24 protein-coding genes are annotated in these 26942 nt (G+C 66.2%); 8 read left to right on the plus strand and 16 right to left on the minus strand.

Going from position 1 to position 26942, the window contains the following annotated elements:
- Nucleotides 1-23 precede the first annotated feature (23 nt).
- From kdpB to kdpF, 3 genes are read right to left on the minus strand one after another with little or no spacing between them, the layout of a single operon-like run.
- Complete coding sequence (gene kdpB, locus RT614_RS10635) at nt 24-2183, minus strand: potassium-transporting ATPase subunit KdpB (RefSeq protein ID WP_313622088.1); 2160 nt, start codon at nt 2181-2183, stop codon at nt 24-26.
- Nucleotides 2184-2204: 21 nt separating this feature from the next.
- A complete protein-coding gene (gene kdpA / locus RT614_RS10640; protein WP_313622089.1) occupies nt 2205-3983 on the minus strand; it encodes a potassium-transporting ATPase subunit KdpA in 1779 nt (592 codons plus the stop codon).
- The gene (gene kdpF, locus RT614_RS10645; RefSeq protein ID WP_035183859.1) at nt 3983-4072 is read right to left on the minus strand and encodes a K(+)-transporting ATPase subunit F; all 90 of its coding nucleotides are present in this window, start codon (nt 4070-4072) and stop codon (nt 3983-3985) included. Before kdpF ends, kdpA begins: the two co-directional genes overlap by 1 nt.
- Nucleotides 4073-4822: 750 nt before the next feature.
- Between kdpF and RT614_RS10650 the strand changes: the two genes are divergently transcribed.
- Both RT614_RS10650 and RT614_RS10655 read left to right on the plus strand, forming a co-directional pair.
- Nucleotides 4823-5101 carry a DUF4212 domain-containing protein gene (locus RT614_RS10650; protein WP_313622090.1) on the plus strand — a complete coding sequence of 93 codons (279 nt, stop codon included), beginning with the start codon at nt 4823-4825 and terminating at the stop codon, nt 5099-5101.
- Nucleotides 5101-7191: a sodium:solute symporter family protein gene (locus RT614_RS10655; protein WP_313622091.1), complete on the plus strand. Its 2091-nt coding sequence runs from the start codon at nt 5101-5103 to the stop codon at nt 7189-7191. The genes RT614_RS10650 and RT614_RS10655 overlap by 1 nt, the downstream gene beginning before the upstream one ends.
- Nucleotides 7192-7255: 64 nt before the next feature.
- On the opposite strand, the gene RT614_RS10660 is transcribed toward RT614_RS10655, so the two are convergent.
- From RT614_RS10660 to trxB, 3 genes are read right to left on the minus strand one after another with little or no spacing between them, the layout of a single operon-like run.
- The gene (locus RT614_RS10660) at nt 7256-7585 is read right to left on the minus strand and encodes a multidrug efflux SMR transporter (protein ID WP_313622092.1); all 330 of its coding nucleotides are present in this window, start codon (nt 7583-7585) and stop codon (nt 7256-7258) included.
- The gene (locus RT614_RS10665; RefSeq protein ID WP_313622093.1) at nt 7582-8253 is read right to left on the minus strand and encodes a Smr/MutS family protein; all 672 of its coding nucleotides are present in this window, start codon (nt 8251-8253) and stop codon (nt 7582-7584) included. The genes RT614_RS10660 and RT614_RS10665 overlap by 4 nt, the downstream gene beginning before the upstream one ends.
- Nucleotides 8240-9199 carry a thioredoxin-disulfide reductase gene (gene trxB / locus RT614_RS10670; RefSeq protein WP_008158848.1) on the minus strand — a complete coding sequence of 320 codons (960 nt, stop codon included), beginning with the start codon at nt 9197-9199 and terminating at the stop codon, nt 8240-8242. Before trxB ends, RT614_RS10665 begins: the two co-directional genes overlap by 14 nt.
- 42 nt (nt 9200-9241) lie before the next feature.
- Between trxB and RT614_RS10675 the strand changes: the two genes are divergently transcribed.
- Both RT614_RS10675 and lolA read left to right on the plus strand, forming a co-directional pair.
- Nucleotides 9242-11626 carry a DNA translocase FtsK gene (locus tag RT614_RS10675; protein ID WP_313622094.1) on the plus strand — a complete coding sequence of 795 codons (2385 nt, stop codon included), beginning with the start codon at nt 9242-9244 and terminating at the stop codon, nt 11624-11626.
- Nucleotides 11626-12249, plus strand: coding sequence for an outer membrane lipoprotein chaperone LolA (lolA, locus tag RT614_RS10680; protein ID WP_313622470.1), 624 nt, complete (start codon nt 11626-11628; stop codon nt 12247-12249). The genes RT614_RS10675 and lolA overlap by 1 nt, the downstream gene beginning before the upstream one ends.
- Before the next feature lie 105 nt (nt 12250-12354).
- Here the strand turns inward: lolA and RT614_RS10685 are convergent, their stop codons facing one another.
- The 9 genes from RT614_RS10685 to RT614_RS10725 form a co-directional block, all read right to left on the minus strand.
- Nucleotides 12355-12768: a RidA family protein gene (locus RT614_RS10685; RefSeq protein ID WP_313622095.1), complete on the minus strand. Its 414-nt coding sequence runs from the start codon at nt 12766-12768 to the stop codon at nt 12355-12357.
- Nucleotides 12769-12808: 40 nt separating this feature from the next.
- A complete protein-coding gene (locus tag RT614_RS10690) occupies nt 12809-14278 on the minus strand; it encodes a D-aminoacylase (protein ID WP_313622096.1) in 1470 nt (489 codons plus the stop codon).
- Nucleotides 14279-14292: 14 nt separating this feature from the next.
- Nucleotides 14293-15165, minus strand: coding sequence for a MurR/RpiR family transcriptional regulator (locus tag RT614_RS10695; protein WP_313622097.1), 873 nt, complete (start codon nt 15163-15165; stop codon nt 14293-14295).
- A gap of 34 nt (nt 15166-15199) precedes the next feature.
- Nucleotides 15200-16198, minus strand: coding sequence for an ABC transporter ATP-binding protein (locus RT614_RS10700; protein WP_313622098.1), 999 nt, complete (start codon nt 16196-16198; stop codon nt 15200-15202).
- Entirely contained in the window at nt 16195-17202 is a 1008-nt protein-coding gene (locus RT614_RS10705) for an ABC transporter ATP-binding protein (protein WP_313622099.1), read from the minus strand. The genes RT614_RS10700 and RT614_RS10705 overlap by 4 nt, the downstream gene beginning before the upstream one ends.
- Before the next feature lie 2 nt (nt 17203-17204).
- Complete coding sequence (locus RT614_RS10710) at nt 17205-18086, minus strand: ABC transporter permease (protein ID WP_313622100.1); 882 nt, start codon at nt 18084-18086, stop codon at nt 17205-17207.
- Between the two features lies 1 nt (nt 18087).
- Nucleotides 18088-19029 carry an ABC transporter permease gene (locus RT614_RS10715; protein ID WP_313622101.1) on the minus strand — a complete coding sequence of 314 codons (942 nt, stop codon included), beginning with the start codon at nt 19027-19029 and terminating at the stop codon, nt 18088-18090.
- Between the two features lie 93 nt (nt 19030-19122).
- Nucleotides 19123-20679 carry an ABC transporter substrate-binding protein gene (locus tag RT614_RS10720; RefSeq protein ID WP_313622102.1) on the minus strand — a complete coding sequence of 519 codons (1557 nt, stop codon included), beginning with the start codon at nt 20677-20679 and terminating at the stop codon, nt 19123-19125.
- A 114-nt stretch (nt 20680-20793) separates the two neighbouring features.
- The gene (locus RT614_RS10725; RefSeq protein WP_313622103.1) at nt 20794-22062 is read right to left on the minus strand and encodes an amino acid deaminase; all 1269 of its coding nucleotides are present in this window, start codon (nt 22060-22062) and stop codon (nt 20794-20796) included.
- Nucleotides 22063-22243: 181 nt separating this feature from the next.
- Here RT614_RS10725 and RT614_RS10730 point away from each other — a divergent pair, with 181 nt between their 5' ends.
- The 4 genes from RT614_RS10730 to RT614_RS10745 all read left to right on the plus strand — a co-directional run bounded on the left by RT614_RS10730 (nt 22244) and on the right by RT614_RS10745 (nt 26358).
- Nucleotides 22244-23035 (plus strand): deaminated glutathione amidase, encoded by a 792-nt coding sequence (locus RT614_RS10730; protein ID WP_313622104.1) that lies wholly within the window; start codon nt 22244-22246, stop codon nt 23033-23035.
- A gap of 109 nt (nt 23036-23144) precedes the next feature.
- On the plus strand, nt 23145-24485 hold the full coding sequence (locus RT614_RS10735; RefSeq protein ID WP_313622105.1) for a replication-associated recombination protein A: 1341 nt from the start codon (nt 23145-23147) through the stop codon (nt 24483-24485).
- Nucleotides 24486-24530: 45 nt separating this feature from the next.
- Nucleotides 24531-25877 (plus strand): serine--tRNA ligase, encoded by a 1347-nt coding sequence (serS, locus tag RT614_RS10740; protein WP_313622106.1) that lies wholly within the window; start codon nt 24531-24533, stop codon nt 25875-25877.
- Nucleotides 25878-26109: 232 nt separating this feature from the next.
- Complete coding sequence (locus tag RT614_RS10745; RefSeq protein WP_313622107.1) at nt 26110-26358, plus strand: hypothetical protein; 249 nt, start codon at nt 26110-26112, stop codon at nt 26356-26358.
- A 234-nt stretch (nt 26359-26592) separates the two neighbouring features.
- On the opposite strand, the gene RT614_RS10750 is transcribed toward RT614_RS10745, so the two are convergent.
- A complete protein-coding gene (locus RT614_RS10750) occupies nt 26593-26913 on the minus strand; it encodes a virulence factor (protein WP_313622108.1) in 321 nt (106 codons plus the stop codon).
- Between the last annotated feature and the right edge of the window lie 29 nt (nt 26914-26942).

A 26942-nucleotide genomic window follows, 5' to 3' on the forward strand; every position in this document is an offset into this window, starting at 1 on the left:
AAATTCCTTTTGATGAAGGGGATCTAGGCCCAGCCCAGCGCAGCCAGCACCATGTCGACCAGCTTGATGCCGGCAAACGGCACCAACAGGCCGCCCAGGCCATAGATGAGCAGGTTGCGGCGCAGGAGCACCGATGCGCCGAGCGGGCGGTAGCGCACGCCCTTGAGCGCCAGCGGGATCAGCACGACGATGATCAGCGCATTGAAGATCACCGCCGACAGAATGGCCGACGCCGGCGTCGCCAGGCCCATGATGTTGAGCACGTCGAGCTGCGGATAGACGGTCGCGAAGGCGGCGGGAATGATGGCGAAATACTTCGCCACGTCGTTGGCCACGCTGAAGGTCGTCAGCGCGCCGCGCGTCATCAGCATCTGCTTGCCGATCTCGACGATCTCGATGAGTTTCGTCGGATTGGAATCCAGGTCGACCATGTTGCCGGCTTCCTTCGCGGCCTGGGTGCCGGAATTCATCGCCACGGCCACGTCGGCCTGCGCCAACGCCGGTGCGTCGTTGGTGCCGTCGCCCGTCATGGCGACCAGCCGGCCTTGCGCCTGGTAGTTGCGGATGAGCTTCAGCTTGGCTTGCGGCGTCGCTTCCGCTAGGAAGTCGTCGACGCCGGCCTCCGCGGCAATGGACGCGGCGGTCAGCTTGTTGTCGCCCGTGATCATCACGGTCTTGATGCCCATGCGGCGCAGTTCCGCAAAGCGCGACTGGATGCCCGGCTTGACGATGTCCTTGAGCTCGACCACGCCCAGCGCGCGGTTGCCGTCGCTGACTATCAGCGGCGTGCTGCCGCGTCGCGCCACGTCTTCGGCCAGGCGCAGCGCCGGTTCGGGCACGCTGCCGTCCTGCGCGGCCAGCCACGACTGGATGGCGTCGACGGCGCCCTTGCGGATCATGCGCTCGCCCAGGTTTACGCCGCTCATGCGCGACTGCGCGGTGAAGGGCACGAACTCCATGGCGGCGTGGCGGGCGGCAGGGGCGTGGATGGCCCGGTCCGCCAGCGCCACGATGCTGCGGCCTTCGGGCGTTTCGTCGGCCAGCGACGCCAGGCGGGCGGCCTCGGCCAGCTCACGCGGCGACACGCCCGGCGCCGGCAGAAAGGTGGACGCCTGGCGGTTGCCGAAGGTGATGGTGCCGGTCTTGTCCAGCAGCAGCACGTCGACGTCGCCGGCGGCCTCGACCGCGCGGCCCGAGGTGGCGATCACGTTGGCGCTCATCATGCGGCTCATGCCGGCCACGCCGATGGCGGACAGCAGGCCGCCGATGGTGGTGGGGATCAGGCACACCAACAGGGCCACCAGCACCGTCACCGTGACGACGGCGCCGCCGCCGGCCGCCGACACCGCGTAAATCGATATCGGCATCAGGGTCACCACGACCAGCAGGAAGACCACCGTCAGGCCGACGAGCAGGATCGTCAGGGCAAGTTCATTCGGCGTCTTCTGGCGCTTGGCGCCTTCGACCATCGAGATCATGCGGTCCAGGAAGCTCTCGCCGGGATCGGCGGCGATGCGCACGAAGATCCAGTCGGACAGCACTCGCGTGCCGCCGGTGACGGACGAGAAGTCGCCGCCGGATTCCCGGATGACGGGCGCGGATTCCCCCGTGATGGCGCTTTCGTCCACCGAGGCCACGCCGGCGATGACCTGGCCGTCGCCGGGAATGGTCTCGCCCTCCTCCACCAGCACGACGTCGCCGCGACGCAGCAGGCCGGACGGCTGGCTGACCGCCTGCGCGCGCCAGCGGGCGGGGTGCGCGTCAAGTGCGTCCGAATCTCGGAACCCCTTGAGCAGGCGCGCGTCGATCGTGGTGCGCAGGCCGCGCAGCGTCGCGGCCTGCTGCTTGCCGCGGCCTTCGGCCAGCGCCTCGGCGAAGTTGGCGAACAGCACGGTGAACCACAGCCACACGGTGATGCCCAGGATAAAGCCTGCGGGGGCTTCGGCCTGGCCGCGCAGCGCCATGATCCACAGCACGGTGGTCAGGATGCTGCCGACGTAGACCACGAACATCACCGGGTTCTTGACCTGCGCGGCGGGCGACAGCTTGCGCAGGCTGTCCAGCAGGGCGGGGCCGACGAGGGCGCGCGACCACATGCCGAAGGGGCGGGCCGGCGCGGCGGCCGGAACGGTGGGGGCGGCGCCGCCGCCGGCGCCGGTAGTTTGCATTTCAATCTTGGCCATTTTCTTTCCTAGCCTGTTGCATCAGGGTTGCAGGTGTTCCGCGACGGGGCCCAGGGCCAGCGCGGGCACATAGGTCAGGGCGCCCACCAGCAGCACGGCGCCGATCAGCAGCGTCACGAAAAGCGGGCCGGTCGTCGGCATGCTGCCGGGCCCCGCCGCGAGCCTGCGCTTGGCCGCCAGCGATCCGGCCATCGCCAGCACCGCCACGATCACCGCGAACCGGCCGAACCACATCGCGATGCCCAGGAGCACGTTGTAGAAGGGCGTGTTGGCCGACAGGCCGGCGAAGGCGCTGCCGTTGTTATTGGCGGCCGAGGACAGCGCGTAAAGGATTTCCGAATAGCCGTGGATGCCGGGATTCAGCACGCCGGCCTGGCCGGCGGACACGGAAACGGCCAGCGCCGTTCCGCCCAGCACGAGCAGGGGCGTCGCCAGGATGACGATGGCCACCATCTTCATGTCGTACGCTTCGATCTTCTTGCCCAGGTATTCCGGCGTGCGTCCGATCATCAGCCCCGCGATGAAGACGCCCAGGATCGCGAAGGCCAGCATGCCGCACAGGCCCGAGCCCACGCCGCCGTACACGACCTCGCCCAACTGCATCAGCAGCATGGGCGACAGCCCGCCCATCGCCGTCAGCGAGTCGTGCATGCCGTTCACCGCGCCGCAGGACGCCGCGGTCGTCACCGTGGCGAACAGCGAGGTGGCGGCGATGCCGAAGCGGGTTTCCTTGCCCTCCATGTTGCCGCCGGGCGTGAACACGCCGGCCTGCGTGGCCATCGGATTGGGCTGCTGCTCGAAATAGGCGGTGGATAGCGCGAACACGGCGAACAGTGCCGTCATCGCGGCCAGGATGGCGACGCCCTGGCGCCGGCTGCCCACCATCTCACCGAACGAAAAGCACAGCGCGGCGGGTATCGCCAGGATGGCCAGCATCTGCAGGAAGTTCGACAGCGGCGTGGTGTTTTCGTACGGATGCGCCGAGTTCGCGTTGAAGAAGCCGCCGCCGTTGGTGCCCAGCAGCTTGATCGCTTCCTGCGACGCCACGGGGCCCATCGCCAGCGTCTGGGTTTGGGACGAGGCTGGGTCCGCGACCGTCTTGCCTTGCGCGTCCAGAACTGGCTGGCCCTGCGCGTCCACGCGCGGCTGGTCGTAATGCACGGCCTCGACCGTCTGGACCTCCTGGTAGGGAAGGAGGTTCTGGATCACGCCCTGGCTGACCAGCGCCAGCGCCAACACCAGGGACAGCGGCAGCAGCACATAGAGCGTGCAGCGGACCATGTCGGCCCAGAAATTGCCCACCGTGGCCGAACAATGGCGGGCCAGCCCTCGGATCAGGGCGAACAGCACGGCGATGCCGGTCGCCGCGGACACGAAGTTCTGCACCGTCAGCGCCAGCATCTGCGTCAGGTAGCTCATCGTCGCCTCGCCGGCGTAGCCTTGCCAGTTGGTGTTGGCCACGAAGCTGATGGCGGTGTTCAGGGCGGAATCCGGGGATACGGCGCCCAGGCCGGCGGGGTTCAAAGGCAGCATGCCCTGCACGCGTTGCAGTGCGTAGACAACCACGATGCCGATCAGATTGAAGGCCAGAACAGCCCCGGCATAGCGCTTCCAGCCCATCTCGGCCTGCGGGTCGATGCCCGCCAGGCGATAGATGCCACGTTCCAGCGGACGTCCCCAGGCGGTCAGCCGCGAGGTTCCGTTTTCCATGGCGATGCGGATATAGCGCCCCAGCAACGGCGCGATCGCAAGCAGGACTGCCAGGTACAGGACCAGCAGTCCGACGAATTCGGCGGTCATCAGAATTTCTCCGGTTTGAACAGTGCGACCAGCAGGTACACGAAGAGCAAGGCGGCCGTCAGGCCGCTCAGCCAGTAAAGCCAGCTCATGGCTGATCTCCCGCGGACAAGGCTTCGCAGAACCGGAGCAGGGCGAATGTCAGCCCCGCCATGACGGCGAAAATGGCGATATAGATGAGATCCACGTTTTTTCTCCCCGGGAGGCTTGCTCCCTTCGAACGACAGCCTTCCCCGGATGCGGATACGGGCGGGGCAGGCGAGGTGACCAATCAGGACACCGGCAGGTTACGGAGCAGGGGGTAAAAACGGGGTATAGCTTGGGAAGCCGGGTGTAAACGCGGCGTAAAGAAGCCGCTGCAGAATTGGGGACGCACATGCCCGGAATCGGGCATGGCGGAGGGCACGGAAGCGGGCAGAGGCGTGCACGCATTCGCAATCGTGCTTGCTCACTAACTGAGCATTCCTCAAGAATTAGCCCGAACGCCGGCTGTTCAAGGCCAAAAAATCCCAATATTTAGTACAGAAAGCGAAAATCGCACTTATGTGGTGCAGGAAATATGTAAATGAATGCTCCGTCTTAGGGCATTCCCCTAGTGTGGCATTCCCGCATCTGGTGCAGAATCTCTTCCCATGCAGGTGAGGAGACAAAGCCCTGCATGGGCAAATGCCGGCGGCACCGGTACATAAAAAAAGTAAAGCAGTACTCAAAAAAAGCAAACGCACAACGGCTGGCACCAGGAAGTGCCAGCCGTTGTCGCATAAAAAGCCGGCAAATCAAGCTTCAGGGCTTTTCAAGCGCTGCGTTTGGCGATATTCAGATGGGACCTGCTCATCCACGCTATGCCGCAAACGCGCCTTCCCGTATCCCGGACATCCGCCACGCCCTATTGGCGCCGCAACCTGCGGCTGATCCTGCTGTTGCTGGTGGTCTGGGGCACGCTCACATTCGTCCCGTCGTATTTCGCCCGCAGCCTGAGTTTCGACTTCATCGGCTGGCCTTTCGCCTTCTGGATGGCAGCCTATGGCGCTCCGCTGGCCTACCTCATCATCATCGCCGTCTACGCCCGGGTCATGAATCGCGCCGATGAGCGCGCCGAAGAAACCGGGGAGCAGTCCTGATGCCGTTTTTCAGCGGAGACACGCCCCAGCAATTCCGCATCCGCCTGCGGCGCATCTATGTGCTGTACACGGCCGGTTTCGCGCTGATGATCCTGCTGATGGCGCTGGCCGAGATTCTGGGCATGCCGCGCAACTGGATCGGCTATGTATTCCTGCTGGTCACCGTAAGCCTGTATGCGGGCATCGGCATCGTCTGCCGCACGTCCGACCAGGTGGAGTACTACGTGGCGGGGCGCAGGGTGCCCGCCGTGTACAACGGCATGGCGACGGCAGCCGACTGGATGTCGGTGGCGTCGTTCATCGGCGTGGCCGGCACGCTGTACCTGACGGGCTATGGCGGGCTGGCCTACATCATGGGCTGGACAGGCGGTTATGTGCTGGTGGCGATGCTGCTGGCGCCCTACCTGCGCCGCTTCGGCCAGTACACCATTCCCGATTTCATGGGCGCGCGGTATGGCGGCAACCTGCCGCGTCTGGCCGGCGTGGCCTGCGCCATCCTGTGTTCGTTCACGTACCTGGTCGCGCAGATCTACGGCGTGGGCATCATCACCACGCGCATGACCGGTATTTCGTTTGAACTCGGTATCTTCGTGGCGCTGGGCGGCATGCTGGTGTGCTCGTTCCTGGGCGGCATGCGGGCGGTCACCTGGACGCAGGTCGGGCAGTACATCATCCTGGTCATCGCCTACCTGGTGCCGGTCATCTGGCTGTCGGTCAAGCACACCAACATGCCGCTGCCGCAACTGTCGGGCGGCGCGGTGCTGCAGCAGGTGACCGAGAAAGAAACCTACCTGAAGAACGATCCGTCCGAAATCGAAGTGCGGCGGATCTGGCAGCAGCGCGCCGACGAAATGGGGCGCCGCCTGGAAGCGCTGCCCGAATCGTGGACGCTGGAAAAGGACAAGCTGCGCAGCCGGCTGGCCCAGTTGAACGCCAGCGACGCCCCGATGGTGGAGATCCGTTCGGCCGAGCGCGAATTGGCCGCCTACCCGCCCACTGTCGAGGACGCCAGCGCCGTCTGGTCACAGGCAAAAGCCACCTACGAAGCCCGCGCCGCGCCTCCCACGCCGCACGCCGAGCCATTCCCCGCCAAGGACCCCGAGGAACAGCGCAACATGCGCGTCAATTTCCTGGCGATGGTGCTGTGCCTGATGCTGGGAACCGCGGGCATGCCGCACATTTTGATGCGGTCCTACACCACGCCGTCGGTCATCGAGGCGCGTAAATCGGTGTGCTGGTCGCTGCTGTTCATCCTGTTGCTGTATTTCATGGCGCCCGCTTTGGCGCTGCTGGTCAAGTTCGAGATCTATACCCAGGTCGTGGGGTCGAACTTCCTGAGCCTGCCCAATTGGGTGCACGCGTGGAGCGCGGTGGACACCAACCTGCTGGACGTCACCGACATCAACCGCGACGGCGTCGTGCAGCTTAGCGAGATCAGCATGGGGGCGGACGTCGTGGTGCTGGCCATGCCGGAAATCGGCGGGCTGCCCTATGTGATTTCGGGACTGGTGGCGGCGGGCGGACTGGCGGCGGCGCTGTCCACCGCCGACGGCCTGCTGCTGACCCTGTCCAATTCCCTGTCGCACGACATGTGGTACCGGATGGTGTCGCCGCGCATGTCGGCGGCGCGGCGGGTGATGGTCTCCAAGATCCTGCTGCTGGTGGTGGCCTTCGGCGCGGCCTGGGTGGCGGCGCGCAAGCCCGCGGACATCCTCTTCATGGTGTCGGCGGCGTTCTCGTTCGCCGCGTCGTCGTTCTTTCCGGCGCTGGTCATGGGCGTGTTCTGGCGGCGCGCGAACAAATGGGGCGCCACGCTGGGCATGGCGGCGGGGCTGGCCGTGACGTTCGCCTACATGACGCACACGCATCCCTGGCTGCGGGAGTCGGTGCTGGGCATTGCGCGCTCGCAGCCCGTGGATCTGTGGTGGGGCATTCAGCCGATCGCGGCCGGCGTCTTTGGCGCGCCGGTGGCGTTCCTGACGATCGTGGTGGTGTCCCTGCTGACGCCGCCGCCCGACCGGGCCACGCTGGCGCTGGTGGACTACCTGCGCAACCCGGGGGCGCCCCGTCCGCAGGCCGACAACACCTAGGGGCGGGACTGCGGCAGGCCGAATCGGCGCGGGAAGCCCTGCGCGACGACCGCGGCGCGTGCCGTCAATGCGAGACGGATTTGGAAAAGACGTTCATCACCACCACGCCGGCGATGATGAGGCCGATGCCGATGAGCGCCGGCGTGTCCAGGTGCTGCTTGAACAGCACCGCGCCCACGATGGAGATCAGCACGATGCCGACGCCGGACCAGATCGCGTAGGCGATGCCGACGGGGATCTCGCGCAGGGTCAGCGACAGGAAGTAGAACGAGATGAGATAGCCGAAGACGGTGACCACGGATGGCAGCAGGCGCGTGAAGCCCTGGGAGGCGTTCAGCGCGCTGGTCGCGAAGATCTCGGCCACGATGGCAACGGCAAGGTACAGCCACTTCATTTGCGCGGTCCTTCAGACTGCCGAAGCAGCACCAGTAGCGCGCCGGCGCCGCCTTCGCGTTCGGGCGCTTCCGAAAACGCCATGACTTCGGCCTTTTGCACCAGCCAGGTGCGGGCCTTGTCCTTCAGTACCGGTTCCAGGCCCTCGGAGTTGTAGCCCTTGCCGTGCACGATGCGCACGCAGCGGATGCCGTGCTCCTGGCATTCGTCCAGGAACGAGAGCAGGGCATGGCGGGCCTGTTCGACGCGCAGCCCGTGCAGGTCAAGTTCCGCGCCCGCGCGCCATTGGCCGCGCCGCAGGTTGCGGGCGGTGTCGGGCGCGACGTCGCCGCGCACGAAGGCGGTGCCGCCTTCCGACAGCAGGTGCGTGATTTCTCCGCCGTCCGAAACGCCGGCGTCGGCGCGGGTGGGCGTTTCGCCCAGGGCGTTGGCCCGGCGCAGCGCAGGCGCGGGTTCCGGGACCGGCTTGTGCGCCACGCGCGCGTCATGCTTGATCGGCGTGACCGACTTCATCGTGCGGCGGAACGCCGCCATGTCGTCCTCGGCGGCGGGTTCGGGCTTTTTCTGAGCCGCCGCCCGTTGCGGGGCAAGGGCGGCGCGTTCGCGTTCGGCCTGCAGGTCTTTCTTCAGGCGTTTCAGGTCGGCCTGGCCGACCTTACTGCCCCGCATTCTCCAGCCACCGTTGTGCGTCCAGCGCAGCCATGCAGCCCGTGCCGGCGCTGGTGATGGCCTGGCGGTAGACGTGGTCCTGCACGTCGCCGGCGGCGAACACGCCGGGCACGGAGGTCATGGTGGCCATGCCGGACAGGCCGCTCTTGGTGACGATGTAACCGTCCTTCATTTCAAGCTGGCCCTGGAAGATCTCCGTGTTGGGCTGGTGGCCGATGGCGATGAAGGCGCCGGTGACGGCCATGTCTTCGGTGGCGCCGGTGTCCACGTGGCGAACGCGCACGCCGGTGACGCCGCTGTCGTCGCCCAGCACTTCTTCCAGCGTGTGGAACAGCTTCAGTTCCATGTTGCCGGTTTCGACCTTGCTCATGAGCTTGTCGACCAGGATGGGCTCGGCGCGGAACTTGTCGCGGCGATGGATCAGGGTGACCTTGCGGCAGATGTTGGACAGGTACAGGGCTTCTTCGACGGCCGTATTGCCGCCGCCGACCACCACGACATCTTGGTTGCGATAGAAGAAGCCGTCGCAGGTGGCGCAGCCGGACACGCCGCGGCCCATGAAGGACTGTTCGGACGGCAGGCCCAGGTACTTGGCCGAGGCGCCGGTCGCGATGATCAGGGCGTCGCAGGTGTAGATCTTGCCCGTGTCGCCGGTCAGGGTGAAGGGGCGCTTGGAAAGGTCGACCTTGGCGATGTGGTCGAACAGCATCTCGGTGTTGAAGCGTTCGGCGTGCTTCTGGAACCGCTGCATCAAGTCAGGACCCTGGACGCCATCCGCATCCGCCGGCCAATTGTCGACGTCGGTGGTGGTCATGAGCTGGCCGCCTTGGGCCAGACCTGTAACAAGAACAGGGTTCAGATTGGCGCGTGCGGCATAGACGGCCGCCGTGTAACCGGCCGGGCCGGAACCGAGTATCAAAACTTTAGCGTGGGTAGGCGTGGACATGGGCGGGTATCTTTAGGTTAACGCCCAATTATAATGAGCCGCATGCCGCGTATCTCGACTGCTTCTCCGCGCGCCTCGCGCAACACCCGCAACGGCCCTTCTCCGCTGCAAACGCGCATTTCCGCGTTGCTGCGTGAAGCCCGCTGGATCCTATTTGCCGCCCTGGCGGCCTGGCTCACCCTGGTGCTGGCCACCTGGAGCGCATCCGACCCCGGTTGGTCGCACTCCGTGCCTGGCGACGTCGTCCGCAATCAGGGCGGCCGGCTGGGCGCCTATCTGGCCGACATCCTCCTCTATCTCTTCGGTTTTTCCGCCTGGTGGTGGGTCATCCTGCTGCTGCACCGGGTCCGGGCCGGCTACCGGCGCCTGGCCGCGCAGTTGCGCGTGGCCAACAGCAAGCAGCCCGAAGTGCTGCCGCGCGTCCACTGGGAAGAGGGCATCGGCTTCTTCCTGCTGATGATCGGCTCGCTGGGCATGGAAGCCCTGCGCCTGGCCAGCCGCGGCACGCATTTGCCGGGCGCGTCTGAAACCACCAGCGGCGCCGGCGGCGTCATCGGGCAGATGCTGGCCGACCTGATCGGCAACAGCATCGGCTTCACGGGCGCCACATTGGCCTTTTTGGTCATGCTGGCGATCGGACTCAGTCTGTTTTTCTCGTTCTCGTGGCTGGCCGTCGCCGAGCGCGTGGGCTCCTGGCTGGAAGGCCTGATCCGCCGCGTGCGTGACTCCTACATCGCCCGACAGGATCGCAAGGTCGGCGAAGTGGCCAAGGCCGTGCGCACCGAGCAGGTCGTGGCCAAGCAGGAAAAGCTGGTCCATGAGCAGCCCGTCCGCATCGAACCCGCCATCACCGTGGTGCCCAAGTCCGAACGCGTCGAAAAGGAAAAGCAGCAGTCGCTGTTCTTCGCGCCCGCGCCCGGCGCCGAGGGCGACCTGCCCGCCATCAGCCTGCTGGATCCGCCCCTGAGCAACCAGGAAACGGTGTCGGCCGAGACCATCGAATTCACCTCGCGCCTGATCGAAAAGAAGCTGGCCGACTTCGGCGTCTCCGTCACCGTGGTGGCCGCGCAGGCCGGCCCTGTCATCACCCGTTACGAAATCGAGCCGGCCACCGGCGTCAAGGGCAGCCAGATCGTCAACCTGGCCAAGGACCTGGCGCGCGCCCTCAGCCTGGTCAGCATCCGCGTCGTGGAAACCATCCCCGGCAAGAACCTGATGGGATTGGAATTGCCCAATCCGCGCCGGCAGATGGTGCGCCTGTCGGAAATCCTGGGCTCGCAGACCTATCACGCCAGCCATTCCGTCGTGACCATGGCGCTGGGCAAGGACATCGCCGGCAATCCGGTCGTGGCCGACCTGGCCAAGATGCCCCACCTGCTGGTGGCGGGCACCACCGGTTCGGGCAAGTCCGTCGGGATCAACGCGATGATCCTGTCGCTGCTGTACAAGGCTGACGCCTCGCACACCCGCCTGATCCTGATTGACCCCAAGATGCTCGAAATGAGCGTCTACGAAGGCATCCCGCACCTGCTGGCGCCGGTCGTCACCGACATGCGCCAGGCTTCCAATGCGCTGAACTGGTGCGTGGGAGAAATGGAAAAGCGCTATCGCCTGATGAGCAAGATGGGCGTGCGCAACCTGGCGGGCTACAACACCAAGATCCGCGACGCCATCAAGCGCGAGGAACCGATACCCAACCCGTTCTCGCTGACCCCCGACCAGCCCGAGCCGCTGTCGCCGCTGCCCACCATCGTGGTGGTCATCGACGAACTGGCCGACCTGATGATGGTGGTGGGCAAGAAGATCGAAGAACTGATCGCCCGCCTGGCGCAGAAGGCGCGCGCCGCCGGCATCCACCTGATCCTGGCCACGCAGCGTCCCAGCGTGGACGTGATCACGGGCCTGATCAAGGCCAACATCCCGACGCGCATCGCGTTCCAGGTGTCATCCAAGATCGACTCGCGCACCATTCTTGACCAGATGGGCGCCGAAACGCTGCTGGGCCAGGGCGACATGCTGTACATGCCGCCCGGCACCGGCCTGCCGGTGCGCGTGCACGGCGCCTTCTGCAGCGACGACGAAGTCCATCGCGTCGTCGAAAGCCTGAAGGCGCAGGGCGAACCGAACTACGTCGAGGGCCTGCTGGAAGGCGGGGTGGAAGGCGATGGCGCCGAGGGCGCCAGCAGCGTCACCGGCATCGGCGGCGATGCCGAATCGGACCCGATGTACGACCAGGCCTGCGAAGTGGTGCTCAAGCACCGCCGCGCGTCCATTTCGCTGGTGCAGCGCCATCTGCGCATTGGTTACAACCGTGCGGCCCGGTTACTCGAGCAAATGGAGCAATCGGGTATGGTGTCGGCGATGCAGTCCAATGGCAACCGCGAGATCCTCGTTCCCGCTGCTGCCGCCGCCCGAGAGGAAGCATGATGATGACGTTTCGCCGCCTGGCCGCTGTCGCGGTCCTGGGCCTGTCGCCGGCGCTGGCCCTTGCCGCCAGCGCGCAGGAACAACTGCGCGCCTTCGTGTCGACGGTCACCGCGGCGACCGGCTCGTTCTCGCAATACACCGTGAACGACCAGGGCCGCACCCAACCCGCGCAGACCGGCGTGTTTTCGTTCCAGCGCCCCGGCAAGTTCAAGTGGGCCGTGCAAAAGCCTTATGAACAGCTGGTCATTTCCGACGGCCGCCAGGTGTTCCAATATGACCCGGACCTGGCCCAGGTCACCGAGCGCAAGGTCGACGCCGCCATCGGCACGTCGCCCGCCGCGATTCTCTTCGGATCGGGGTCGCTGGAGCAGTCCTTCGATGTGTCCGCGCTGCCGGCCAAGGATGGCGTGGAATGGCTGCGCGCCAAGCCCCGCACCGCCGACGCCGGCTTTTCGCGCGTCGACATCGGCATGAAGGACAACCTGCCCGTGCGCGTGGAATTGCTGGATTCCTTCGGCCAGACAACCCGCGTCGACCTGTCGGCCATCCAGGCCAATCCGTCACTGCCGGCCAAGGAATTCCAATTCACCGCGCCGAAGGGCGTGGATGTGGTGAAGATGTAGCCGCGTCTCCCGGGGTGTCAGACACCTTGCCAGAAAGACAAATGTTTCCTGAAGGCCCGGCGCGCAGCCGGGCCTTTTGTTTGCGCGCTGCGATTGCGCGCCGCCTCAGGCGCGCTTATACGCCACGCAGTCGACTTCCACCTTCGCGTCGACAACCAGGCTCGACTGCACGCACGCGCGCGCCGGCGGGTTTGCGCCGAAGTATTCCTTGAAGACCTTGTTGAACGACGCAAAGTCGCGCGCGTCGTCCAGCCACACGCCGCAGCGCACCACGTGCTCCGGGCCGTAACCGGCTTCCTTCAGGATGCCCAGCACCTGCTGGATCGCCTTGTGGCTCTGCGCCACGATGCCGCCTTCGATGACTTCGCCGTTTTCCATCGGCACCTGGCCGGACACGTAAAGCCAGCCGTCGGCCGCAACCGCGCGGGCGAACGGCATGTGCGAGCCGCCTTGGCCGGTGCCGCCGGCGACGCCGTAGCGGGTGATGCCGTTGTTGTCGGGGGAGGGGGTAGCGCTCATGGGAAGGTTCTCCTTGCAAATATGGGGTGAACGGCCGGGCCTAGACTGCCCGCTCTTCGGGAAACGACGCGCGCAGGTCGCCGCTGCGCGGCAGCCAGCGCCCGGCGCGCTCGCCAGTGGCTTCGCCGCTTCGGTAGGACAGGACGCCATTGACCCACACGGCCTCGATGCCGCCCGCGGTCTGCACGGGCTCGGCGAAGGTGGCGCGGTCGATGACGGTGGCCGGATCGAACAGCACCAGATCCGCGTGGCAGCCTTCGCGCACCAGACCGCGGTCGGCCAGGCCGAAGCGGGCGGCGGACAGGCCGGTCATCTTGTGCACGGCCTGCGCCAGCGGGAACAGCCCCACGTCGCGGCTGTAGTGGCCCAGCACGCGCGGGAATGCGCCCCACAGCCGCGGGTGCGGCATGGGATCGTTCGGCAGGCCGTCCGAGCCCACCATGGTGAGCGGGTGCGACAGCACGCGGCGAACGTCGTCTTCATGCATGTTGTGATACACCGCGCCGGCCGGCTGCAGGCGCTGGGCGGCTTCCAGCAGCGTCACGCCCCAGTCGGCCGCGATGGCCGCGAGCTTGCGGCGAGCCTGCTCCGGGTGCGGCTCCGACCAGGTGATGTCGATGTCGAACTCGTCGGTGACCTGCTTCAGGTCCAGCGTGGACGAGCTGGCCGAATAGGGATAGCAGTCGCAGCCCACATGCTGCAGCCGACCCGCGTTTTCCAGCTTGAACAGCACTTCCTTCGTGCGGCCCCAGTTGCCCGCGCCGGCGCACTTCAGGTGCGACACCACGACCGGGACGCGGGCGTGCAGCGCGATGTCGAAGGCCTCCTGCATGGCTTCCAGGATGGCGGCGAACTCCGAACGCAGGTGCGTCGTGTACAGGGCGCCGAATTCATCCAGGGCCTCGGCCAGCAGCTTGACCTCGGCGGTATCGGCCTCGAACGCCGACGCATACGCCAGGCCGGTGCTCAGCCCGATCGCGCCGTGCGCCAGGGCGTCGCGCAACTGGGCGCGCATCGCCAGCACTTCGTCGTGGGTGGCGGGCCGGTCCAGGCGGTCCATGTGATTGCTGCGCAATGCCGTATGCCCCACCAGCGCGGCCACGTTCACGGCGGGGCGCGCGGCCTCGATGGCGCGCGTGTAGTCCGCGAATGTCGGGTAGCTGAAGTCGCCGCGCTTGCCCAGCAGGTTCATCGGGTCCGGCGGTTCTCCACGCAGGGTCACGGGCGACGCGCTGATGCCGCAGTTGCCCACCACCACCGTGGTGACGCCCTGCGATAGCTTGGGCAGCATGTCCGGCGTGCGGATGACGTTGGTGTCATCGTGGGTGTGGACGTCGATGAACCCGGGGGCCAGCGCCAGGCCGGCGCCATCGATGGTATGCCGCGCAGTCGCGCCGGACAGGTCGCCGATGGCGGCGATGCGGCCGCCGTCCAACGCAACGCTGGCGCAGTATTCCGGGCCGCCGGTGCCGTCCAGGATGCGGACGTTGCCTATGAGAGTGTCGTACATCTTCGTTTCCAGATTCAATCGCCCAGCGGCAGGCGGTTCGGGCCGCCGCGGTGCTCGTCCAGCGCCAGCTTGATGCGGCGCAGGCGTTCGCGGTTTTCTTCCTGGTTCAGCATGGCCAGTTCGGTGGACAGCAGGTCGATGGCCAGCATCATGGCGTAGCGCGAAGCCGACGGCTTGTAGATGAAGTCGGTCTCGTCGGTGCGGATGGGCAGCACCACGTCGGCCAGCCTGGCCAGTTCGGAAGACGCGTCCGTGATGGCGACGATGCGCGCGCGGTACTGCTTCACGATGCGCGCGGCGCCGACGATCTCGGGCGTCAGGCCGGAGGCCGACAGGATCAATACGGCGTCGCGTTCGTCGAGCGTGGCGGCCACCATGCGCAGCAGCACGGCGTCGCTGTAGACGGCGATCGGATAGCCCAGCCGCACCAGGCGCGATTGCACCTCTTGCGCCAGCACGGCCGACGCGCCGCCCATGCCGAACACGTAGACCATGCGCGCGCCGTCCACGATGGACGCGGCTTCTTCGAACAGCGGCTCTGTGAAGGTGGGCAGGTGCGCGCGCAGCGTGCTTTCGATGTCGGCGTAGATGCGCGCGTAGAAGGTGCTTTCCTCGGCCGGCGCGCTGGGATCCAGGAAGCGGCTGCCCACCGTGCTGGCCTGCGCCAGCTTCATTTTCAGGTCGCGGGTGTCGTCGCAGCCGACTGTGCGGGCAAAGCGCGAGATGGTCGCGATGCTGACGCCGGCCTTCGCGGCCAACTGGTCCACGGTGGCGCTGGCGCTCCAGATGATGTCGTCCAGAATGGCGTCGGCAACCTTGCGTTCTGTCACGCTCAATGCGTCCCGCCGACTGCGTATCTGGAAGACGATGTCGCGGATGATGTTCATGTGTGATTCCTGGATCAGATCGGGCGGGGCGACGTCAGGCCGCAAGCTCGGGATCGTCGACGCGTATGCAGGACACGTAGTGGTCTGCGCCGACGCCCACGGCGGGCGGCACGGCCGCCGCACAGGCGTCGATGGCATGCGGGCAGCGCGTGCGGAACACGCAGCCGGAGGGCGGGTTGACCGGGCTGGGGATGTCGCCTTTAAGCAGGATACGCGAACGCGGAGCGCGGGGATCCGGCACCGGCGCCGCGGACAGCAGGGCGCGCGTATAGGGATGGCGCGGTCGGGCATAGACCTCGCTGGTCGGGCCACGTTCCATGACACGCCCCAGGTACATGACCACCACGTCGTCGCACAGATAGTCCACGACCGCCAGGTCGTGCGCCACGAACAGCATGGTCAGCCCCAGGTCGCGTTGCAGGTCCTGAAGCAGGTTCAGCACCTGGGCCTGCACCGACACGTCCAGCGCGGACACCGGCTCGTCGGCCACGATGAAGTCGGGCTCCACCGCCAGCGCGCGGGCGATCCCGATGCGCTGGCGCTGGCCGCCGGAAAATTCATGCGGATAGCGGCGGCTGTGGTCCGCGTTCAAACCCACGCGCTCCAGCAGTTCGCCAATGCGCGCGCTGCGGCGGTCACGCGCCAGCTTGTGAGTGTCCAGCGCCTCGCCCAGAATCTCGGCCACCGTCATGCGTGGGTTCAGGCTGGCGTAGGGATCCTGGAACACGATCTGCATGCGGCGGCGCCATGGCAGCATCTGCTTTTCGTTCAGCGTGGTGATGTCCTGTCCGTCGAACGTGATGCGTCCCGCAGTAGGCGCGAACAGGCGCAACAAGGCGCGCCCAGTCGTCGTCTTGCCGGAGCCGGATTCGCCGACCAGGCCCACGATCGTGTTGCGGGGCACGTCGAAGCTCACGCCGTCCACGGCGCGCACGACGGGGGCGTTGCGCGCCTGCGAGGTCGGGAAGTGAACCTTCAAGTCTTCGATGCGGACCAGCGGTGCTTCGCCGCGGAGGGTCGGGTTGTGCGTCATATCGGATTCACCTTGATGCAGCGCGCGCGGTGTTCGGCCTGCACCGTCACCAGGTCGGGCACGCCGGCCCGGCAGTCGTCCGCCGCCATCGGACAGCGGGGCGCGAAAGTGCAACCGGGCGGCAGCGACAGCACGCTGGGCACGTTGCCGGGGATGGCGCGCAGGCGCTCTCCGGAGGCCAGCAGCGCGGCCGTCGGCAGACAGGACAGCAGGCCGCGCGTGTAGGGATGCGTGGGCTTTTCGAACAGGTCGTAGACCCCGGCGTCTTCCACCACGCGTCCGGCGTACATGACGGCCACGCGATGCGCGATCTCGGCCACCACGCCCAGGTTGTGCGTGATGAACAGGATGCTCATGTTCATTTCGGCCTGCAGCCGGCGCAGCAGGTCCAGGATCTGCGCCTGCACCGTCACGTCCAGCGCGGTGGTGGGTTCGTCCGCGATCAGCACCGCCGGATTGCAGGCCAGGGCCAGCGCAATCATCACGCGCTGGCGCATGCCGCCCGACATCTGGTGCGGATATTCGTTGACGCGCCGGTCGGCCGCGGGGATCTCCACGCGTTCCAGCATCTCTTTCGCGCGCTTGATCGCCGCGGCGTACGAGCCGCCCTCGTGCTGCAGCACGGCCTCGGCGATCTGGTCGCCCACCGTGTACAGCGGATTCAGGCTGGTCATGGGCTCCTGGAAGATCATGGCGATCTCGGCGCCGCGGATCTTCTGCAGCGTGGCGGGCGTGGCCTGCGCCAGGTCATGCTGCGCGCCCTGGCGGTCGCGGAACAGGATCCTGCCAACCTCGATGCGGCCGGCCGGCTTGGGCAGCAGGCCCATGATGGACAGGCTGGTCACGGACTTGCCGGAACCGGACTCGCCCACGATGGCCAGCGTTTCGCCGCGCGCCAGGTCGAAGGTCACGCCGTCCACAGATTTAGCGATGCCGTCGCGGCTGTGGAACCAGGTCTTCAGTCCTTCCACGGACAGCACGATGTCTCGGGTGCTTGCCGTCATGATTACAGCTCCTTGCGCAGGCGCGGGTCGAGGACGTCGCGCAGGCCGTCGCCCACCAGTTGCAGCGACAGCACGGACAGCACGATGGCGATGCCCGGAAAGATCATGATCCAGTCCGCCGAGCCCATGTACTGCTGGCCAGCGTTGATCATGGTGCCCCAGGTCGGGATGTCGGGCGAAACGCCCACGCCCAGGAACGACAGGCCGGCCTCGGCCAGGATCGCGTAGGCGAAGATGAACGTGCCCTGCACCAGGATGGGCGACACCAGGTTGCGCAGCACGTGCACGGTGACGATGCGCCAGGTGGGCACGCCCAGCGCGCGGGCGGCTTCCACGAAAGGCAGTTCGCGGATCACCAGCGTCGACGCCCGGACGATGCGCGCGAGGCGGGGCGTGTAGACGATGCCCAGCGCGATCACCACGTTGACCAGCGACGGTCCCAGCGCGGCCACCAGCGAGATGGCCAGCAGGATGTCGGGAAACGCCATCATCGCGTCGATCAGCCGCGACACGAACTTGTCGGCGGTGCGGAAGAAGCCGGCGATCAGGCCCAGCGCAATGCCCAGCACGCTGGACACGATCACGACGGAAAAGCCCACCATCAGCGACAGCCTGCCGCCGTGGATGACGCGGCTGAAGACGTCGCGGCCGAAGTCGTCGGTGCCGAACCAGTGCGCGGCGCCGGGCGCCTTGAGCCGGTTCATGATGGACAGCTTGAAGGGATCGTACGGGCTGATCCACGGCGCCAGCAGCGCGGCGGCGGCCAGCACGATGATCACGATCAGGCTGATCAGCACGGTCTTGCGCGCCACCAGCAGGCGCAGCACCTGCCAGCGGTCGGCGCCCGTGCCGGCGCCTGAATTAGCGGTGGTTGCGATGGCCATTCTAGTAACGCACCCGAGGGTCGACGACCAGGTACAGCAGGTCGATGAACAGGTTGATCAGGACATAGATGGCCGCGATGATCAGCAGCGCACCCTGGATGACGGGATAGTCGCGGCGCAGCACCGCCGACACCACCAGGCTGCCCACGCCGGGCAGGCCGAACACGGTCTCGGTCACGACCGCGCCGCTGATCAGCAGCGCCGTGGTCAGGCCCAGCACCGTCAGGATGGGAATCAGCGCATTGCGCACCGCATGCTTCAGGATGACCTTGCGCTCGGGCAGTCCCTTGGCGCGCGCCGTGCGTACGTAGTCGTCGCGCAGCACGTCCAGCATGCTGGCGCGGATGAAGCGGGTGATCAGCGCGGAGTTCACCAGGCCCAGCACCACGGCGGGCAGGATCAGGTGCGACAGGCGGGTGGCCAGCGACGCGTCCGGGCCGCCGTAACCCGCCACCGGCAGCCAGCCCAGCTTGACGGAGAAGACCTGCATCAGCAGCAGCCCCAGCCAGAAACTGGGAACGCTGGACGTAAACATCGAAAACGACAGCACCGACTGGTCCAGCGTGGTGCCGCGCTTGACTGCCGACAGGATGCCGACGGGCAGCGCGATGGCGCTGGCGATCAGCAGCGACATCAAGGTCAGCAGAATCGTGGGTTCGGCGCGGTCGGCCAGCGCCGACAGCACCGGCTTGTTCATGAAGATGGATTGGCCCAGGTCGCCCTGCGCCAACTTGCCCAGCCACGAGACGTATTGCACAGCCACGGGCTGGTCCAGCCCCAGCTGCGCGCGCAGCGCGGCGATGTCCTGCTGGCTGGCCTGCGGGCCCAGCATCACGGCGGCCGGGTCGCCGGGCGTGACGCGGATGATGACGAACACGATGGTCGCGACGATGAACATCACGGCCACCAGCCCGACCAGCCGGTTCAAGAGATAACGCAACACGGTGGAATCCTAGAAATCAGTGTGCGGGCGCGCTGACGGCCGCGCGCGGTGTTGTCGGCGGTGGGCCGCCGGGGCAGCCCACCGCAACGGCGCTTACTTGGGCGCCTTCCATGCGTTCCAGAAGTACGGCCACGGCACGGCCTGGGTGCCCTGCAGCGACGGGGACTTCGCGGCCTGCGCGTTGAAGTCGCCGACCTTGATGAACGGCACTTCGTCATACACGGCCTGTTGCACGTCGGCCCAGCGTTTGACGCGCTCTTCCTGCGAGCCGGCCTGGTTGAAGGCGTCCAGCACCTGATTGCGGCGCGGGGTGTCCCACCAGCCCGGCGCATCCTTGGACGGGAAATCGATCAGCGCGGGCTCGGGCAGGAACGGGCTATGGGTGATGAAGATGTCCCACACCGCCGGATCCTGGCGACGCTGCGTCAGCGTGGCCCAGTCCACCACCTGCATGTCCACCGTGAAGCCGGCGGCCTTGAGGTATTCGGCGGCGACCAGCGCCATCTTGTAGTGGAACTCGTACTGCTGGCTGGTCAGGATGCGGATCTTGCGGTCCTGCACGTTGGCGCCGTCCACCAGCTTCTTGGCGGCGGCGGCGTCGGCCTTGTTGTAGACCTTGCCGCCCAGCGACGTGGCCCACGGATAGCCTTCCGGGTACAGGTCGCCGTTGAGCTTGTAGAAGTTCTTGTCGCCGAACGCGGCGAACAGCATGTCTTCTTCGTTCAGGGCCAGCTGCACCGCCTGGCGCACCGCCTGGTTCGACATGATGCCCTGCTTGGTGTTCAGCACCAGCCGCGGCCAGCCAAAGGGCTTGAGCATGACGGGGTCCGAGCGGCCGTTCTTCAGCTTGGGCAGCGATTCAACGGGCAGCGAGTCGACGTAATCGAACTGGCCCGCCACCGCGCTTTCCACGCGGGTGTTGGCGTTGCTGACCGGCACGAAGCGGATCTCGTCCAGGTATTGCTTGCGCGCGCCGCCATAACCATTGGGCTCGCCGTCCCGCTGCTTGTAGCCGTCGAAGCGGACAAGCTGCACGTACTGGTCGGGAACGCGCGCCTTCAATTGGTAGGGGCCGGTGCCGACGAATTCAGTCAGCGCGGGTGCGATCTTGCCCTTGGGCATGACGACGGCGGCGCTGTTGTTCATCGCCAGCAGGGCGGTCAGCGGTGCATAGGGCTGCTTGAGCGTGATGCGGATCGTGTTGGCGTCCGGGGCTTCCAGGTTCGCGATGATCTTGGCGGCCATCTTGCCGCGCGTCGCGGTCTCGGTCCAGCGCTTCAGCGACGCCAGCACGTCGGACGAATCCATCTTCGATCCGTCATGGAACGTGATGCCCTGGCGCAGCGGGATCGTGTATACCAGCCCGTCGGCGCTGACTTCCGGCATCTTGTCGGCCAGCAGCGGCGTCAGGTTCCACTTCGCGTCGAACGTGTAGAGCGTTTCGAAAAAATGCTGGGTCAGGATCCCCACCAGGTCCGCCGTGCTGGTCATCGGATCCAGCGTCGGCGGCTCGCCGATGGTCGCGACCGAGATCGTGCCTCCCTTGACAGGCGTGGCACAGAGGGCGGGGGTCGACAATGCGGTCAAGCCAATTGCGCCGGCCGCGAGCAGGCTCTTCAGCCCGCCTCGCCGGGAGGTACGGAAGTTCATGATTCTCTCTCCAGAGGGTCAGAAACAGGTTTGTCGCGTGGTGTTGGTTGAGCGCAGGGATCCCGGGTCTTGTTGCCCCCTCCAGGCCCGGCGCGGTGCCGCGGGCAAGGGGGCTCAGAAGAAGGTTTCGGCGACGCCGGTGACGCGGTGCTGGTCGTCCACCAGCAGCACCTGGCGCCATTTGTCGAAGGTCAGGCAGGGATGTGAGATATCGAAGGCGATCATGTCGCCGACCTGGATGTCGTCGCCTTCAACGATCTGCATGAAGGCGTGCTGGTCCATCATGGCGGACAGCTTCCAATGGGTCGGGGCCGCCGCGGGTGCGGCTTGTCCGGGCCTGAACAGCAGGGCAGGCGTGGGCAGGCCCGCGTCGAAAGCCGCATCGCGCTTGCCCAGCGCAATGATGGCGCGTCCGGGCTCGGGCAGGGACTGCACGTAGGCCCAGACCTGCAGCGCGGGCTGCAGGCCGGGTTCCATCTTGCGGGCTACCGGATTCTGCGCGTTGATGCGCTCGGCCGCCGTGCGATAGATGCCGACGTCGTGAGACAGATAGCAGCCGGGGCGCAACACCACTTCCAGCGGCGCGCCGATGTCCAGCTGCGAAAATTCCTCGGCCACGACGTCGAACCAGGCGGAACCGGCGCCCGAGATGACGGCGGGGCCGTTCTTGCGCAGCCGGCCGGCGGCGGCCAGGCCGCGCAGCGCGTCCGTGGCGCGACGCAGGAAGGCGCGGATCGCGCTTTCCTCTTGCAGCACGCCTTCGTAGACTTCGATGCCGGCCAGCGCCAGGCCGGGCCAGCGGGCGATTTCATCGGCCACTGCCTGTAGCTGCGCGTCGTCGCGCACGCCCGTTCTCCCGCCGGTGGGGCCCAGTTCGATCAGCACGGGCAGCACCAGGCCCTGCTCGCCGAAGAATTTGCCCAGCTGCGCGGCGTTGGTGGGCGAATCCACGATGCAGAAGAAGGTGAAGGCGGGATCCTGCAGCAGGCGAGCGATGATGGCCATGTTGGCGCGGCCCACCAGCTGGTTGGCCATCAGCACCCGGCGCACGCCGTGCTGGTATGCCGCCAACACCTGCGGCGCGGTGGCCAGCGTGATGCCCCACGCGCCGTTGTCGATCTGGCGCTTGAACAGGGCCGGGCTCATCGTGGTCTTGCCATGGGGCGCCAGCTTGACGTGGTAGGCCTCCATGAATTGCTGCATCCACTGCAGGTTGTGACGCACGCGGGATTCGTACAGCACCGCCACGGGCAGGCTCACGTCCTCGTCCAGCACATTCCAGTTCAGCGCCGCCACGTCGGCGGTGGTACAGGAGTCCGGAAAGACGCCCAGGCCTTTGCCGTTCACGTCCAGAGGCGCTGCGGGGGAGGAGGAGTTCGTCATGGCGGGCGCTCGCTATGGAAAATATTTACGTCAAATCGGATTTTTTTCATTATCGTGAAAGAAATTTACAGCGGGGAGCTAGGAGTTTCCCGTAGCCGGTGCTCCGCCGACGGTGGGAAAATAGGTCCATGCCCCGCGTGCGGCGCCCTGGCGCGCCGACGCCCCACACAGAGGAAAAGCCATGCTGAAAGTCGCCTTGGGCCAGTTCGCCGTCAGCCGAGTCTGGGAAGAAAATGCGCAGGTCTGCGTCGACCTGATGGAGCGCGCCGGCGCGGGCGGCGCGGACCTGCTGGTGCTGCCCGAGGGCGTCCTGGCGCGTGACATCACCGATCCGCAGATCGTCCTGAAGGCCGCCCAACCCCTGGACGGCCCGTTCATGACCCGTCTGCTGGAAGCCAGCCGCGGTTCGCAAATGGCGACCATGATGTGTATCCACGTCCCGACGGGGGAAGGCCGGGTCTGGAATACGCTGGTCACGCTGCGCGACGGCAAGATCCTGTCGCAGTACCGCAAGCTGCATCTCTACGACGCCTTCACCATGAAGGAATCCACCAACGTCACGCCCGGCGTGGAGATCCCGCCGCTGCTGGAAATCGCCGGACTGCGCGTCGGCCTGATGACGTGCTATGACGTGCGCTTTCCCGAACTGGCGCGCCGGCTGGCGCTGGACGGCGCCGACCTGCTGGTCCTGCCGGCGGCCTGGGTGCGCGGTCCGCTCAAGGAAATGCACTGGGAAGTGCTGGTCACCGCCCGGGCGCTTGAAAACACCTGCTATGTCGCCGCCACGGGCGAATGCGGCGAACGCAACATCGGATGCAGCATGGTGGTCGACCCGCTCGGCGTGGTCACCGCCCGCGCCGGCGAGGCGCCCGCGCTGGTCTTCGCCGACATCGATCCGGAACGCCTCGCGCACGCCCGCAAGGTGCTGCCCGTGCTGGCGAATCGCCGTTTCTCGTCGCCGGACCTGGCTTAACGCCGGCCGCCCGCCGCCGCGCCGGGCAGCCGGCGGCGAAGGATTCCAGGCGTCCGGCATGGTGTAATGCTGACTTGAAATCCTTGCTGTCTTCCCTCATCTGCTGCCAATGAGCAACGATCTCTTCGCGGCCGATCCCGCGCATCGGCCTTATGTCCCCCTGGCCGAACGTCTGCGACCCCGCACGCTGTCCGACGTGGTCGGGCAGTCGCACCTGTTGGGCCCGGACAAGCCGCTGCGCGTCGCCTTCGAATCCGGCCGTCCGCACTCCATGATTTTCTGGGGCCCGCCGGGCGTGGGCAAAACCACGTTGGCGCGCCTGATGGCCGACGGCTTTGACGCTCAATTCATCGCCATTTCGGCCGTGCTGGGCGGCGTCAAGGACATCCGCGACGCGGTGACGGTGGCGCAGATTGCACAAGGGCAGGGCCGCCGCACCATTCTCTTCGTCGACGAGGTGCACCGGTTCAACAAGGCGCAGCAGGACGCCTTCCTGCCCTATGTGGAAAGCGGGCTGTTCACGTTCATTGGCGCCACTACCGAGAATCCCTCGTTCGAGGTCAATTCGGCGCTGTTGTCGCGCGCCCGCGTCTACGTGCTGCAGTCGCTCACGCCTGAAGAACTGCAGCAGCTGGTGGACCGCGCGGTGGAGGCCTTGAATGACGGCCTGGAAGCGGGCGACGCCATCCGCATCGAACCCGACGCGCGCGAACAGCTGGCGGCCTGGGCCGACGGCGACGCCCGCAGGTTGATCAGCGCGGTGGAAGTCGTGGCTGAATCCGCGCAGGCGGCCGGCCGCGACACCGTGGACGCGGCGTGGCTCGAGATCTCGCTGTCGCAGAACCTGCGGCGCTTCGACAAGGGCGGCGACGCCTTCTACGACCAGATCAGCGCGCTGCACAAGTCGGTACGCGGCTCCAACCCCGACGCCGCGCTGTACTGGTTCTGCCGCATGATCGATGGCGGCGCCGATCCCAAATACCTGTCGCGCCGCCTGGTGCGGATGGCTGTCGAGGACATCGGCCTGGCCGACCCCCGCGCCACCGACCTCGCGGTCAACGGCGCCGACATCTACGAACGCCTGGGTTCGCCCGAAGGCGAGCTCGCCCTGGCGCAGGCGGTGGTCTACATGGCCTGCGCGGCCAAGTCCAATGCCGTCTACAACGCGTACAACCAGGCGCGCAAATTTGCCGCCGAACACGGCAGCGCGCCGGTGCCCATCCACCTGCGCAATGCGCCCACCAAGTTGATGAAGCAACTGGGCCACGGCAAGGCCTATCGCTACGCGCACGACGAGCCTCACGGCTACGCCGCGGGCGAGCAATATTTCCCCGACGGACTCAAGCCTTCCTTCTATCGGCCGACCGATCGCGGGCTGGAGGCTAAAATCCAGCAAAAGCTGGCATTCCTGCGCGAGCTGGACGCGCAGGAGCGTTCCAAAAACCGGTAACGGGCCAACGCGCCCGTCGCTTCTCGCAACCTCACCGACCACACCATGCTAGACCCGATACTGCTGCGCAAAGACCTGCAAACCGTCGTAGACCGCCTCAAGACCCGCGGCGTCGCCTTCGACACGGAACGGTTCAACGACCTGGAGTCTCGCCGCAAGGCCGTCCAGACCGAAACCGAATCCCTGCAAGCCCGCCGCAACGCGCTGGCCAAGCAGATCGGCCAGCTCAAGGCCAAGGGCGAGGACGCCAGCGCCGTCATGGCCGAGTCGCAGGCCGTGCCTGTGCGCCTGAAGCAGCTGGAAGAAGAACTCGCTGCCTTGCAGCAGCCGCTCAACGATCTGCTGATGTCGGTGCCCAACCTGCCGCACGCCAGCGTGCCGCTGGGCGAATCCGCCGACGACAACGTCGAGGTCCGCCGCTGGCTGCCCGGCGCCCCGGGCGCCGATGGCAATCCGGCCGCGCTCGCGTTCGAAGCTCGCGACCACGTCGCGCTGGGCGAACCGCTGGGCCTGGACTTCGACATGGCCGCCAAGCTGTCTGGCGCGCGCTTTTCGTTCATGCGCGGCCCCATCGCCCGCCTGCACCGCGCGCTGGCCCAGTTCATGCTGGACTTGCAGACCGGCACGCACGGCTACACCGAGTGCTACACGCCGTACATCGTCAACGCGTCGACGCTGTTCGGCACGGGCCAACTGCCCAAGTTCAAGGACGACATGTTCGCGGTCTCCAAGGGTGGCGGCGACGACGATCCCAAGGTCGATGACCAGGGCAAGCCCTATGTGCGCGAAGACCAGTACCTGATTTCCACGTCGGAGATCACGCTGACCAGCGTCGCAAGCGGCACGATCCAGGCCGCCGCCGACCTGCCGCTCAAGCTTACGGCCCACACGCCGTGCTTCCGTTCCGAAGCCGGCAGCGGTGGCCGCGACACGCGCGGCATGATCCGCCAGCACCAGTTCGACAAGGTCGAAATGGTGCAGATCACGCAGCCGGACCAGTCCTACGATGCGCTCGAGGACATGGTCGGCCACGCCGAACGCGTGCTGCAACTGCTGAACCTGCCTTATCGCGTGGTGCTGCTGTGCACGGGCGACATGGGCTTCGGTTCGGCCAAGACCTACGACCTGGAAGTGTGGCTGCCCGCCCAGAACACCTGGCGCGAGATTTCGTCGGTTTCCAACTGCGAAACCTTCCAGGCCCGCCGCATGCAGGCGCGCTTCCGCAACGCGCAGGGCAAGCCGGAATACGTGCACACGCTGAATGGTTCGGGCCTGGCGGTTGGCCGCGCCCTGGTTGCCGTGCTCGAAAACCACCAGCAGGCCGATGGCAGTGTGCTGATCCCTGAAGCGCTGCAACCATACATGGGCGGCGTGACGGTGCTCAAGCCCTGATAAAACCGCGCGTCAATCGGCCATTTGGCGGATAAAAAGACGGAGCCTTCGGGCTCCGTTTTTTTTTATCATTGCGACATATTCCTGTCGCTTTGGAACGCTATTCTGCTCGCGTGAGTGCTTGATTTTTGATGTGAGCAATTGTGTATTTAGCATAAAAGGGCCGGATAGTTACGGCACAATACACCGGCGTTCTACACGCTTCATTCACTTATATAACAAGGAGTTGTCCATGACTTCAAGAATGATTGGAGATTTTCGTGTGAGATGCTCTGTAGCCAAGGAAGACGAACAGGGCTACCGCGTGCAAATATGGACCCGCCGGATTGGCGGCACCGCACCGGAAAAATGCTGGACCGTTCCGGGCCAGCCCCCGTTCCCGAACCTGCACGAAGCCGAACAGGAAAGCCAACAGTTGTTCCACGGAATCAATGGCGTTCGTTTCAACGGTGAACCGGAGTTTGCACATGCGTCCGCATAATGGATGGTGGCGCGCGTCAAGTACGCCGCGTCGATGGATTGATCTCGTACAGGAATCGCCGCGCTGGGCCGACAACAAGGTCAAGCAGGTGCCGCAGGAACCGGCCGTGATGGCCGCCAAACCTGTCCAGACCCCGGCGGTCTGACAGGACATTCCGCCCCAGGCACCGGACATTGTCTGGACGGAAAAAAAGGCCACTCGAAAAGAGTGGCCTTTGTTTTTTGCCGCATGGGTTTAATCGCGGTCGTGGCCGCGGCCGCGGTAATGCCCGTGACCGTGCTTCGGCCCATGATAATGGCCGCGATCGTAATAGCGGCCGCCGCGGTAATACACCGGCGCCGGGTAAACCACCGGGGGCGCCACGTACACAGGGGCCGGACGGTAATAGACGGGCGGGGGCGGCGCCACGTAAACCGGCTGTGGCGCGACATAGACCGGAGCCGGATACACGATACCTGGAACGCCGATGGATATGCCGACGTCCACCCGAGCCAGCGCGACGCTGGAAATCAGCAGACCCGCCGCACCGACACCTGCGATAAGCCATTTTTTCATGTTGCACCTGCCCGCTGCGTGATGCAGCA

Origin of the sequence: Achromobacter sp. (genome assembly GCF_032102605.1) — a bacterium.
Taxonomy (GTDB): Bacteria; Pseudomonadota; Gammaproteobacteria; order Burkholderiales; family Burkholderiaceae_B; genus Achromobacter.